At 71.6% G+C, this 12,117-nt stretch carries 11 protein-coding genes; 7 read left to right on the top strand and 4 right to left on the bottom strand.

From position 1 onward, the window contains the following. The first annotated feature begins 48 nt into the window (after positions 1-48). The 7 genes from ABT061_RS29645 to ABT061_RS29615 all read left to right on the top strand — a co-directional run bounded on the left by ABT061_RS29645 (position 49) and on the right by ABT061_RS29615 (position 7,562). Positions 49-1,035 carry a zinc-dependent alcohol dehydrogenase gene (locus tag ABT061_RS29645; protein ID WP_350924081.1) on the top strand — a complete coding sequence of 329 codons (987 nt, stop codon included), beginning with the start codon at positions 49-51 and terminating at the stop codon, positions 1,033-1,035. Further along, entirely contained in the window at positions 1,032-1,889 is an 858-nt protein-coding gene (locus ABT061_RS29640; RefSeq protein ID WP_350924079.1) for a sugar phosphate isomerase/epimerase family protein, read from the top strand. The genes ABT061_RS29645 and ABT061_RS29640 overlap by 4 nt, the downstream gene beginning before the upstream one ends. Then, the gene (locus tag ABT061_RS29635) at positions 1,886-2,680 is read left to right on the top strand and encodes an SDR family NAD(P)-dependent oxidoreductase (protein WP_350924077.1); all 795 of its coding nucleotides are present in this window, start codon (positions 1,886-1,888) and stop codon (positions 2,678-2,680) included. Before ABT061_RS29640 ends, ABT061_RS29635 begins: the two co-directional genes overlap by 4 nt. After that, on the top strand, positions 2,677-3,480 hold the full coding sequence (locus ABT061_RS29630; protein WP_350924075.1) for an SDR family NAD(P)-dependent oxidoreductase: 804 nt from the start codon (positions 2,677-2,679) through the stop codon (positions 3,478-3,480). The genes ABT061_RS29635 and ABT061_RS29630 overlap by 4 nt, the downstream gene beginning before the upstream one ends. Positions 3,481-3,512: 32 nt before the next feature. Continuing rightward, on the top strand, positions 3,513-4,382 hold the full coding sequence (locus tag ABT061_RS29625; RefSeq protein ID WP_350924073.1) for an alpha/beta fold hydrolase: 870 nt from the start codon (positions 3,513-3,515) through the stop codon (positions 4,380-4,382). 83 nt (positions 4,383-4,465) lie between these two features. Then, complete coding sequence (locus ABT061_RS29620; RefSeq protein WP_350924071.1) at positions 4,466-5,452, top strand: 3-carboxyethylcatechol 2,3-dioxygenase; 987 nt, start codon at positions 4,466-4,468, stop codon at positions 5,450-5,452. 181 nt (positions 5,453-5,633) lie between these two features. Then, complete coding sequence (locus ABT061_RS29615) at positions 5,634-7,562, top strand: propionyl-CoA synthetase (RefSeq protein ID WP_350924069.1); 1,929 nt, start codon at positions 5,634-5,636, stop codon at positions 7,560-7,562. Positions 7,563-7,677: 115 nt separating this feature from the next. Here ABT061_RS29615 and ABT061_RS29610 read toward each other — a convergent pair whose 3' ends face one another. From ABT061_RS29610 to ABT061_RS29595, 4 genes are all read right to left on the bottom strand, one after another. After that, a complete protein-coding gene (locus ABT061_RS29610) occupies positions 7,678-8,682 on the bottom strand; it encodes an N-acetylglucosamine kinase (protein ID WP_350924067.1) in 1,005 nt (334 codons plus the stop codon). A gap of 5 nt (positions 8,683-8,687) precedes the next feature. Beyond that, positions 8,688-9,575 (bottom strand): alpha/beta hydrolase, encoded by an 888-nt coding sequence (locus ABT061_RS29605; RefSeq protein ID WP_350924065.1) that lies wholly within the window; start codon positions 9,573-9,575, stop codon positions 8,688-8,690. 68 nt (positions 9,576-9,643) lie between these two features. Further along, positions 9,644-11,038 (bottom strand): NAD(P)/FAD-dependent oxidoreductase, encoded by a 1,395-nt coding sequence (locus ABT061_RS29600; protein ID WP_350924291.1) that lies wholly within the window; start codon positions 11,036-11,038, stop codon positions 9,644-9,646. A gap of 200 nt (positions 11,039-11,238) precedes the next feature. Continuing rightward, positions 11,239-12,075: an ABC transporter permease gene (locus tag ABT061_RS29595; RefSeq protein WP_502991499.1), complete on the bottom strand. Its 837-nt coding sequence runs from the start codon at positions 12,073-12,075 to the stop codon at positions 11,239-11,241. Positions 12,076-12,117: the final 42 nt, after the last annotated feature.

The following is a 12,117-nucleotide window of genomic DNA, read 5'->3' as shown; positions in this document are numbered from 1 at the left end:
CGGCCACCATGACCGGCCACCCCAGCGGTAACGAAGGAAGGAGCAGTGATGCGGGCAGCGGTGCTCACCATGCCGGGCCGCCTCACCGTCGTGGACGACTGGCCCGATCCGGTGTGTCGCCCAGACCACGTCGTCGTCGCGATACGCGATGTGGGGATCTGCGGCACCGACCTCGGGCTGTTCGACGGGAGCCGGACGGTGCCCCACCTGCCGTGGGTCATCGGCCACGAGGCGCATGGCAGGATCGTCGAGGTCGGGCCGGGCGTGCCGCCCTCCCGGATCGGCGAGCGCGTCGCGATCGAGCCCAACTACCCGTGCCAGGTGTGTGTCCCCTGCCGGGACAGCGCTCCCTCGCTGTGCGTACGGCGGGGCAGCCCCGCGCTGAACCTTCCCGGCATGCTCGCCGAGCGGGTCGAGGTACCGGCCCGGCACGCCTGGGCACTGCCCGCCGGCCTGGCCGACCAGGACGCGGTGTGCGTCGAACCCCTCGCCGTCGCCCTGGCCGCGGTCCGCCGCGCTTCCCTGACCTGCACGGAGTCGTGCCTGGTGGTGGGCGCGGGCGCGCTGGGGCTGCTGCTCGTGCACGCCCTCCGCTCCGCCGGGCACCCGGTCGCCGTGCTTGAGCCGCACCCCGAGCGGCGGGCCAGGGCCGTGGCCCTGGGCGCCGCCCACGCGCCGGACGGCACGGAGTTCCCGGTCGCCTTCGAGACCTCCGGAACCGCCGCCGGCGGCGAGACCGCCCTGGCCCGGCTGGCGCCGCAGGGCCGTCTCGTCCTCGTCGGCGTGGGCTCCGACCCCATCCCGCTGGACACCAGGATCGCGGTCCGCCGCGGCCTCACCGTGCTCGGGTCGATGATCTACGACCACCCCGGCGACTACCGGGCCACGATCGACGCGGTCGCGCTCGGCTCGGTCGCCCCAGGGATCGTCGTCGCCGCGACCTACCCGCTGGAGCGCGCGCAGCAGGCGTTCACCGCCGCGTCCTCCGTACCGGGCAAGACCGTCATCACGCTCGCCGAAGGAGGCGCCGCATGACCGGCACCGCCCGCCCCTTCGGGGTCGACCACCTCACCATGCTCGACACCTCGCCGCCGGAACTGGTCGGCCTGGCCGCCGCGGCCGGATTCGCCCACGTCGGGCTGCGGATCCACCCGATGGACCCCACCGAACGCCCCTGGCCGATGGCGCCGGGCTCTCCCATGCTCGCGGAGACCGTCGCCCGCCGTGACGACACCGGGATCCGCATCCCGGTCATCGAGGTCCTCCTGCTCGACGAGCACGCCGACATCGCCGCCGTCGAACCGTACCTGCACGCCGGCGCCGAACTGGGCGCCCACCTGCTGTATGTGGTCGGCCAGGACCCCGAGTTGGACCGGCTCGCCGACCGCTTCGCCGAGCTCACCCGGCTCGCCCTGACATACCGGATCAGGCCGGTCATCGAGCCGATGGCCTACCGGCCGGTCCGCGATCTCGCCACCGCGCTCGCGGTGGTCTCCCGCTCCGGCGGCGGAGGCGTCCTGGTGGACTCGCTGCACCTGCTGCGCTCGGGCGGCACCCCCGCCGACGTCGCCGCGACCGACCCGGCGCTGCTGCCCGTCGCGCAACTCTGCGACGCGACCGCCCAGGTCGGCGCGATGCCCGCGGACGCGGTCGCCGCCCGCGGCCAGTCCGCCGAGGTGCCACCGCTGCAGTGGGAGGCCCGGGTCGGCCGACTGCTGCCCGGCGAGGGCGCGCTGCCGCTCGCAGACGTGGTACGCGCCCTGCCGGCCGAGACGCTGCTCGCGCTTGAGGCACCCAACTACCACGCCCTGCGGGAGCGCGGCGCCGAAGGTTTCCTCACCGAAGCCGCCCGGCGGATGACCCTGCTGCTCGATGAGGCACTCTCATGAGAGCACTGGTGACCGGGGCCACCTCGGGCATCGGCCGGGCCCTGGCCGATCGCCTGGCCGCCCGCGGATACGACCTGGTCCTCGTCGCGCGGGACGCGGACCGGCTGGCGACCACGGCGGAGGAGATCCGCGCCGCCCGCCGGGTGACCTGCGAGGTGCTCCCGGCGGACCTCACCGCCGAGGACGGCCTGGCCGCCGCGGAGGCGCGGCTGACCGCCGAGCGCGACCCGGTGGACGTGCTCGTCAACAACGCCGGCATCGGGCTGCCGCCGGGCGGTTACCTCGGCAACCCGGTGCAGGCGTCGATGACGCTGAACCGGATCAACGTGGACAGCGTGCTGCGCCTGACCCACGCGGCCCTGCCTGGGATGAAGGCACGCCGGCGCGGCGGCCTCATCACGGTCTCCTCCATCGCGGGCTTCGCCCCGGGCACTCCGGCGATCACCTACTCGGCGTCCAAGGCGTGGGCGACCACCTTCGGCGAGGGGCTGCACCACCTGCTGCGCGGCTCCGGCGTGACCAGCACGACGGTCGCACCGGGCTTCGTGCGCAGCGAGTTCCACCAGCGCTCCGGGGTGTCCACCGCGCACCTGCCGGACTGGTTGTGGCTGACGCCCCCGGTGGTGGCCGAGGCGGCGGTACGCGGCTTCGAGCGCGGCACGCCCCTGGTCATCCCCGGCCCGGCCTGGCGCACCGCGTACGCGATCAGCCGCCTGCTGCCCCGGCGCTGGGTCCGGGCCGGCTTCGCCAGGCTCATGAGCAGGACGTCACGAAAGGGAGCGAACCGATGACCGGCGACGATGCCCGAGGCGGACGACTGGACGGCAAGGTGGTGATCGTCACCGGGGCGGGCAACGGCATCGGCGCCGGATTCGCCACCGCCCTCGCGGCCGAGGGGGCGTCGGTCGCGGTGGCCGACATCGACCGCGGCGCGGCGGAGCGGGTCGTCTCCGCCATCCGGGAGCGGGGCGGCCGTGGCCTGGCCGTACCAGTGGACGTCACCGATCGCGCGTCGGTTCGGGCAATGGTGTCGGCAGTGCTCGCCGGCTTCGGCGACATCGACGTCCTGTTCAACAACGCCGGCATGCTGCTCAAGGAGCCGTACCTGAGCACGACCGAGCGGCAGTGGCAGAAGGTCCTGGACGTCAACGGCCTCGGCGTGCTGCTGTGCACGCAGGAGGTCGCCAGGCACTTCATCGCCAGGGGCCGGGGCAAGGTGATCAACACCTGCTCGACGTCCTCGCGCAGCCCCAGCGCGCACTTCGCCGCGTACGCCGCGAGCAAGGCCGCCGTCCTCTCGCTCACCCACTCCAGCGCCCGCGCGCTCGCCCCGTACGGCATCACGGTCAACGGGATCGGGCCGGGGATCATTCAGACCGACCTGTGGTCGCAGATGCACCGGGACGAGACCGGCTCGGCCAGGGCCGATGACTCCCCGGCCGCACTGGACGACTACACCCCGACCATCCTGCTCGGCCGGGTCGGCACCCCCGGCGACGTCGCGCCCACCGCGATCTTCCTGGCCGGTGACGACTCCGACTACATCACCGGCCAGCTGATCATGGTCGACGGCGGGATCGTCTTGCAGTGACCGCGTCAACCGCCACGAGAGAAGGAAACCGCATGAGCAACCGTTCATACCCGAGCGTCTGGTCCGACCTGCGGGAGGTGGAGTTCAGCCAGGGCTTCCTCCAGGCCGGCCCGTACCGCACTCGGTATCTGCGCGCCGGCGACGAGTCCAAGCCGACACTGCTCATGCTGCACGGCATCACCGGCCACGCCGAGGCGTACGTGCGCAACCTGGCCGCGCACGGCGAGCACTTCAACACCTACGCCATCGACTTCATCGGGCACGGCTACAGCGCCAAGCCGCGGCACCCGCTGGAGATCGAGCACTACATCGACCAGCTCCAGCACGTGCTTGACACCTTGGGCGTGGAGAGGGCGTACCTCACCGGCGAGTCGCTCGGCGGGTGGGTCACCGCGAAGATGGCCGCGCACCACCCCGACCGGGTGGAGCGCATCGCGCTGAACACCATGGGCGGCACGATGGCCAACCCGCAGGTCATGGATCGCCTGTACACACTGTCCATGGCGGCCGCGAAGGACCCGAGCTGGGAGCGGGTCAAGGCCCGGCTGGAGTGGCTGATGGCGGACCCGGCGATGGTCACCGACGACCTCATTCGCACCCGCCAGGCCATCTTCGAGCAGCCCGACTGGCTGGCCGCCTGCACGGCGAACATGGCCCTGCAGGACCTGGAGATCCGCAAGCGCAACATGGTCACCGATGAGGAGCTGGCGTCTATCAAAGCTCCCGCGCTGGTGCTGTGGACCACCAAGGACCCCTCTGGCCCGGTCGCCGAGGCCGAGCGCATCGCCTCTCTCATCCCCGGCTCGGCCCTCGCCATCATGGACAACTGCGGGCACTGGCCGCAGTACGAGGACGCCGAGACCTTCAACCGGATCCACCTGGACTTCCTGCTCGGTCGCTGAGCAGCCACCCGGTCTCCATGCGGCGACCTGCGCGTGGAGACCGGGTGGAGAACTCGAAGAGCTCAAGGAGAAGGAGAGGAACGATGACGCTCGCACTGGTGAACATGTCGCACAGTCCGCTACTGCAGTTCTCCGAGGCGTCGCGTGAAGTGCTCGACGATCTCAACGGGGCGTTCGGAGCCGCACGGCGGTTCGCGGCGGACTTCGACCCCGAGCTGATCGTCCTGTTCGCGCCGGACCACTACAACGGGTTCTTCTACGAACTCATGCCGCAGTTCTGCATCGGCTACCAGGCCACGGGTGTCGGGGACTACGACAGCGAGGCGGGCCCGCTCGACGTGCCCACCGAGATCGCCCAGCGGCTCGCGGCGTCGGTGCTCGACGACGGCGTGGACTGCGCGATCTCGCTGAAGATGGAGGTCGACCACGGCGCCGTCCAGCCGCTGGAGATCCTCTTCGGCGGCATCACCGCGAAGCCGGTGATCCCCATCTTCGTCAACTCCGTGGCGCCGCCGTTCGCTCCGATGCGGCGGGTCGGCGCGTTCGGAAGGGCCGTGGGGAACTTCCTCAAGGATCTGGACGCCCGCGTGCTGATCATCGGCTCCGGCGGGCTGTCCCACGACCCGCCGGTCCCACAGATCGCCACCGCCACCGAGGAACAGCGCAAGCTGCTCCTCAACGGCCGCCATCCGACCGCCGCCGCACGTGCCGCACGCCAGCAGCGTGTCATCGACGCAGCCAAGGCGTTCGCCAGGGGTGAGGCGAACATCCGGGACCTCAACCCGGAATGGGACCGCGAGTTCATGTCCATCCTGTCCTCCGGGCAGCTCGACCGGCTCGACGACTGGACGGCGGAGGAGATGGCCGCCGAGGCCGGAAAGTCCTGCCACGAGGTCCGTACCTGGGTGGCCTCGCACAACGCGATGAAGGCGGGGGCCGGCGAGTACCGCTCGACGTTCTCCTACTACCGCCCGATCCCGGAACTGATCGCCGGCTTCGGCGTGACCACGGTCTTGCCGGCGGATCGGGAGCAGCGGGGCGGCGCCGGAGCGATGATCGAGAGCCGTTGATCGTCGGGAAGGGGATACTGCCGGAAGGAGCCCGCGCAAGAGCACCGACCTACGCGGATGACATTGTCGGCAGGGGCACGTCGGATTGGAAGCCCGCAGCTCCGGCCAGGAGTCACCCTCCGTACGCGAAGGTCGGAGGGGGGCCTCGACCGGGCGCCCCCCAGGAGAGCATGATGGCCTGATGTCGTACGCTGACGCGTTTGCCCGCAGCATCACCGACCCGGAGGACTTCTGGGCCGAGGCCGCCGAGGCGGTCACCTGGAGCAGGCCCCCGCGCGAGGTGCTGGACTCCGGGGCGCCGCCCTTCTACCGGTGGTTCCCCGACGGGGAGCTGAACACCTGCCACAACGCGCTGGACCGGCACGTCGAGGCGGGCCACGGCGACCGGGTCGCGCTGATCTACGACAGCCCGGTGACCGGCACCGGCAGGCGCTACACCTACGCCGAGCTGCGCGACGAGGTCGCCAGGTTCGCCGGGGTGCTGCGCCACCTCGGGGTGGAGCAGGGCGACCGGGTGGTGATCTACATGCCGATGGTGCCCGAGGCGGTGATCGCCATGCTGGCGTGCGCGCGGCTGGGAGCCGTGCACTCGGTGGTGTTCGGCGGGTTCGCCCCCAAAGAGCTGGCGGCCAGGATCGACGACGCGCGCCCCAAGGTGGTCGTCTCGGCCTCCTGCGGGATCGAGCCCACCCGCGTGGTGCTGTACAAGCCGATGCTCGACGCCGCGCTCGACCTGGCCGGACACCGGCCCGCGCACTGCGTGATCCTCCAGCGCGAGCAGGCACCGGCGGAGCTGGTGCCCGGGCGGGACGTCGACTGGGCCGACACTGCGGCCGAACCCGCCGGGTGCGTGCCGGTGAAGGCGACCGACCCGCTCTACATCCTCTACACCAGCGGCACCACCGGGCTGCCGAAGGGCGTCGTACGCGACAACGGCGGGCACGCGGCGGCGCTGCTGTGGAGCATGGCCAACGTCTACGACATCGCGCCCGGCGATGTGTTCTGGGCGGCATCCGACATCGGCTGGGTGGTCGGGCACTCCTACATCGTGTACGGGCCGCTGCTGCGGGGCGCCACAACGGTGCTGTACGAGGGCAAGCCGGTCGGCACCCCCGACGCGGGCGCGTTCTGGCGGGTGATCGCCGAGCACCGGGTGAACGCGCTGTTCACCGCGCCGACCGCGTTCCGCGCGATCAGGAAGACCGACCCGGAGGCGGCCCTGCTGCACGGCCGTGACATCTCGTCGCTGCGGACGCTCTTCCTCGCCGGGGAGCGCCTGGACCCCGACACCTACCACTGGGCGGCGGAGAAGCTCGGCGTCCCGGTCGTCGACAACTGGTGGCAGACCGAGACCGGCTGGCCCGTCGCGGCCAACCTGCGCGGCCTGGAACCCATGCCGATCAAGCCGGGCTCCCCCACCGTGCCCGTCCCCGGCTACGACGTGCGCGTGCTGCGGTCCTCGGGCGCCGAGTGCGCCGCCGGCGAGGAGGGGGCGATCTGCATCCGGCTCCCGCTCCCGCCCGGCACCCTCCCCACGCTCTGGCAGGACGACGAGCGCTATGTGAAGTCCTATCTGTCGGCCTTTCCCGGCTACTACCTGACCGGCGACGGCGGCTACCTCGACGAGGACGGCTACCTCTTCGTGATGGGCCGCACCGACGACGTGATCAACGTGGCCGGGCACCGGCTGTCGACGGGGTCCATGGAGGCGGTGCTGGCCGCGCACCCGGCGGTGGCCGAGTGCGCGGTGATCGGAGTCGCCGACGATCTGAAGGGGCAGGTCCCGCGTGGCTTCGTGGTGCTGAAGAGCGGGGCGACGGTCGAGGTCGAGACCCTGCGGGCCGAGCTGATCCTGGCCGTCCGCGAGCAGGTGGGCGCGGTGGCGGCGCTGAAACAGGTGGACGTGGTCCCGGCGCTGCCGAAGACCAGGTCGGGGAAGATCCTGCGCAAGACCATGCGCGGCATCGCCGAGGGCGCCGACGAACCCGTCCCCTCGACCATCGAGGACCCGGCGGTGCTGGACGTGCTGCGACCCATCGTCGGGCGCGGCGCCACCGCCCCGGACGGCCGGGACGTCGATCCGCTCCGCTCGGGTTCCGGCGACGGCTGACAGGCCTGCCCCGGTTTTCAGGCCGGTACGGTCTTCCGGAAACGAGCCGGTCTCCTCTCCGGCGGCGAGGGGCGACCCGGCCGAGAGCGCGTTCGCTCCCGGCCGGCCGCCGGGATCAGTCGCCGGAGACGATGCGGGCGTGCAGCCGCGCGGCGGTCGCCGGGTCCCAGCCGAACGCCTCCCGCCCGGCCAGCCACGCCGCCGCGCCCGCGCCGTCACCCGCCAGGACCGTCGCGGCCCCCAGCTTCTCCCGTACCGCGGGGCCGACAGGTCCCTCACCGGTCAGCACGCTCCCGGCCAGCACGATCGGGCTCGTCTCGCCCGCCGGGCGGACCTCGGCCACCGTCTCGCAGAGCAGCCGGGCAGCGGTGGAGGCGATCTCCAGGGCGACCGGGTCGCCCTCGGCCGCCGCCCGGCTGACGAGCGGGGCGAGCCTGGCCAGCTCCAGCGTGGGCCGCGACTGGGCGCGGACCACCAGCCTGATCGCCAGTTCGCGCAGCTCCTCCGCCGCCGTCTCCCCGGCCCCGTCGCCCTGTCCAGCCGTTCTCCTCCCCTGCGGGAGCGGCTCGCCCTCCAGCAGGGCGTCGACGACGAGGCGGGTCAACGTCCCGCCCGCCTCCCCCCGGCTGAGGGCGTGGGCGGCGGCGCGGGCCGCCTGCCTGCCCAGCCAGAAGCCGGAGCCCTGGTCGCCCAGGAGCCAGCCGAGCCCGTCGGCGATCATCACGGGCTCGCCGTCCTCGATCCTGGCGGCGATCGCCCCGGTCCCGGCGATGAGCACGGTGCCGCGCGGCTCCGCCGTACCGGCGGCGAAGGCGATGCCCAGGTCGCCGGTGAGCCGGGGCCGGACGCGCAGGCCGGCCGAGGCCCACATGGGGTCGAACACCAGGCGGTCCAGCGCCCCGGCGCCCGCCATCCCGATGACCGCCCCCGCCACCAGGCCCGGGTCGATCCCGTGCAGGGCCTGCCGCAGGGCCAGGCCGATGTTGGCGACGGCGACGGCGTTGCCGTGGGCCGCCGGGTTGCCGCCCCCGGCCACGCCGTATCCGGCCCGCCGGCCGTCGGCGTCGATCAGGAGCGCCCGTGAGGACGTACCGCCGACGTCCAGTCCGAGGACGTACATCGCGTTCAGAGGTACTCTCCGAAGAACGCGGCGACCGCCTCGACCGCCCGGGTGACGTGTGGCTCGGTGTCATAGAGGTCGATATGGAGCCGGGTGTCCAGCCAGACGAGCCTCTTGGGATCGTCCATCCGCCGGTAGGCCTCCTCGGCGCCCTCGGGCGAACAGAAGCGGTCGACCACACCGTGCACGACAAGGCCCGGCTTGGGGGACAGGAAGTCGGCGCCCGTCATGTTGTCCAGGGTGATCAGCTCTCGGATCGAGGCCCGGGTCACCGTGTTGCTCCAGTGCGCCGAGGCGCCTCGGGATGTGCCGTAGTAGGCGAACGGCTCGTCGCCCGGCATGGCCGCCTCCCCCTCCTCGGCCACCGCGGGCAGGTACTCCACCTCACCGCTCCTGTCCTGCCGCTCCAGCACCTCCGTGAAGGAGGCCAACGCCCGCTGGTACCCGTCGGGCGACATCCCCGCGCGCATGCCGTAGGGGTTGTTGTACGCCCCCGCGACGCCCGCGAACGCCTTCACCCGGGGGTCGAACGCGGTGAACCTGAGCGCGTAGCCCGCGCCGAGGCAGATCCCGACCGCGCCGATCCTGCCGGCGTCCACCTCGGGCCGCGAGCGCAGCAGCGAGACCGCGGCCCGCAGGTCCTCCAGCTTGCCCTGCGCGTCCTCGTGGTTGCGCGGCTCGCCACCCGACTCGCCCCAGTTGCGGTGGTCGAACGCCAGCGTCACATATCCCGCTCCGGCCAGCCGGGACGCGTACAGGCCGGTGACCTGGTCCCGGGTTCCGGTGAACGGGCCGGTGAGGACCAGGGCGGGGTGCGGGCCCGGTGCCACCGGGACCCGCAGGTCGCCGGCGAGGGTGACCCCGCCGGCGGTGAACTTCACCTTTTCCGACATGGTGCAAGTCTGTACGGCCCGCGTGCCGGAAGCCAACGACCGTCCCCGGCCGGGGCCGGGGACAGTCCCTAGGAGTCGAACCCGAGGCCCATCCGGTCCAGGGTGCGCAACCAGAGGTTGCGGCGGCCCTGGTGCAGGTCTGCCTGGGCGATCGACCAGCGGGTCATCTGGATCCCGACCGAGCGGACCGGCTCGGGCGGGAACGGGACGGGCTTCTCCTTGACCATCCGCAGCTCGGTCCGCTCGGTCCGCGTCCCGGCGAGCAGGTCGAGCATGACGTTCGCCCCGAACCGGGTCGCGCCGACGCCCATACCGGTGTATCCGGCGGCGTAGGCCAGGCGCCCGCCGTGCGACCGGCCGTAGAAGGCGCTGAACCGGCTGCAGGTGTCGATGACCCCGCCCCACCTGTGGGTGAAGCGCAGCCCGGACAGCTGGGGGAAGGTGGTGGAGAAGTGTTCGGCCAGCTTGACGAAGGTCTCGTCACGCTGCTCGTACTCGGGCTTGATCATGCCGCCGTTGTAGTAGACCGCGTCGTAGCCGCCCCAGAGGATCCGGTTGTCCTCGGTCAGCCGGTAGTAGTGGAACTGGTTGGCCGCGTCCCCGACCCCCTGCCGGTTCTGCCAGCCCACCGAGGCCAGCTGGTCGGCGGAGAGCGGCTCGGTCATCAGCGCGTAGTCGTAGACCGGCACGAGGAGGTGCCTCAGCCGCCGCAGCAGTGGCTGGAACACCCCGGTGCCGAGCGCGACGTTGCGCGCCCTGACCAGGCCGTGCGGGGTGAGCAGGTCCAGGCTCGTCGGGGTGTCCTTCATGGTGCGTACCGGCGTGCGCTCATAGATGCGCACGCCCACCGAGAGGCAGGCCTCCCGAAGCCCCCAGGCCAGCCGGGCGGGGTCGAGCATGGCGCAGCCGTCGCGATCCCAGTGGCCGCCGATGTAGGTGGGCGAGTTCACCTCCGCCCGGATCTCTTCCGCGTCGAGGACGTCGAAGCGGGCGCCCAGCTCGCGGGCGATGTCGATACTCTGGTTCATCTCCTCCAGCTGCCACGGCTCGGTGGCCACGTGCAGCTCGCCGGTGCGCTCGTAGCCGCAGTCGATGCCGTACCTGGCTATGGCCTCGCCGATCTCGTCGAGGTTGTCGACACCGAGGCGTTCGAGCGTGGAGATCTCCTCGGGCCAGCGCTCCAGCCCGTTGGGGAGACCGTGGGTGAGCGTCGCCAGTGCGAAGCCACCGTTGCGACCGGAGGCCGCCCAGCCGACCCTCCGTCCCTCAAGCAGGACGACGTCGAGTGACGGGTCGCGTTCCTTTGCCATCAGGGCGGTCCAGAGCCCTGAGAATCCTCCGCCGACCACTGCCAGGTCGGCGCTCGTCTCACCGAAGAGCCGCGCCAGCGGCTCGGGTTTCGCCGGACTGTCGAGCCAGTACGGCTTGCGCTCCGCATCAGCAAGAGCCTTCAGCGGATCCACAAATCTCACTTCCCTACGTGAGTCAGGTTTTCTCTGTGTGTATCGCGTGGTCGTGAAGATCACGCGCGGGTTCCCCCCGCCTGAATCCGATCTCGCCTCCCTGTTCTGTGCCGTGGATGTTCTGTCATGGATGTCCTTGCGGGCATCCGGATACACCGAAGCCCCGCGCCACCCGGTGAGGGCACGGGGCTTGACGGCGGCTAGGTGCGGCGGCGCGCGTTGACCGTGTTGAACACGGCGATGGCGACGCCTACCGCGAATATAAGCGTCCCGAGGATGTTGACCTGAGGCGGCACCCCGATACGGGTGGCACCCCAGATCCACAGCGGGAACGTCTGGGTGGCACCGCTGGTGAACTGGGTGATCACGAAGTCGTCGATGGAGAGCGCGAAGGCCAGCAGCGCGCCGGAGACGACGCCGGGCAGGATCATCGGGAAGGTGACCCGCCAGAACGTCGTCCAGGTGGACGCGCCCAGGTCGCGCGCCGCCTCCTCGATCGACCGGTCGAGCCCGATCACCCGGGCGCGCACGGTGATCGCCACGAAGGAGAGCGAGAAGAGCACGTGCGCGATGACCACGGTCGCGAAGCCGGTCTGCACGCCGGCGCTGATGAACAGCGAGAGCAGCGAGGCGCCCATGACGAGTTCGGGCGAGGCGATCGCGGCGAACATCACCAGGTTGGTCGCGCCCTGCCCGCGGAAGCGGTAGCGGCCCAGGGCCAGGCCCATGAGCGTGCCGATCAGCGTCGTGATCACCGTGGCCAGTACGGCGATCTTGAGCGAGTTGATCACCGCTGTGACCAGCTCCGGATACTCGTCCAGGCGGCCCCACCACCTGAGGGTGAAGCCCTGCCAGGTCACGTTCGACTTGCTCTGGGTGTCGTTGAAGCCGAACACGATCATGACGGCGATCGGCAGGAACAGCCAGGCGATGATCAGCCAGACGTAGACCCGGAGCAGCCGGTCACCCAGCCGCCTCGTGTTCAGCGGAGACCTCCGCCTGGTGGGTGCCTCGCCTCGGACATCGGTTTCGCTGATGCTCACGGTCGCTCACCGTTCCTGGTCCTGCGGAGGGTGTCA

Source organism: Streptosporangium sp. NPDC002544 (genome assembly GCF_040295965.1).
GTDB lineage: Bacteria > Actinomycetota > Actinomycetes > Streptosporangiales > Streptosporangiaceae > Streptosporangium.
The sequence above is the reverse complement of the archived record's forward strand: the minus strand, read 5'-3'. Positions and strand labels throughout refer to the sequence as shown.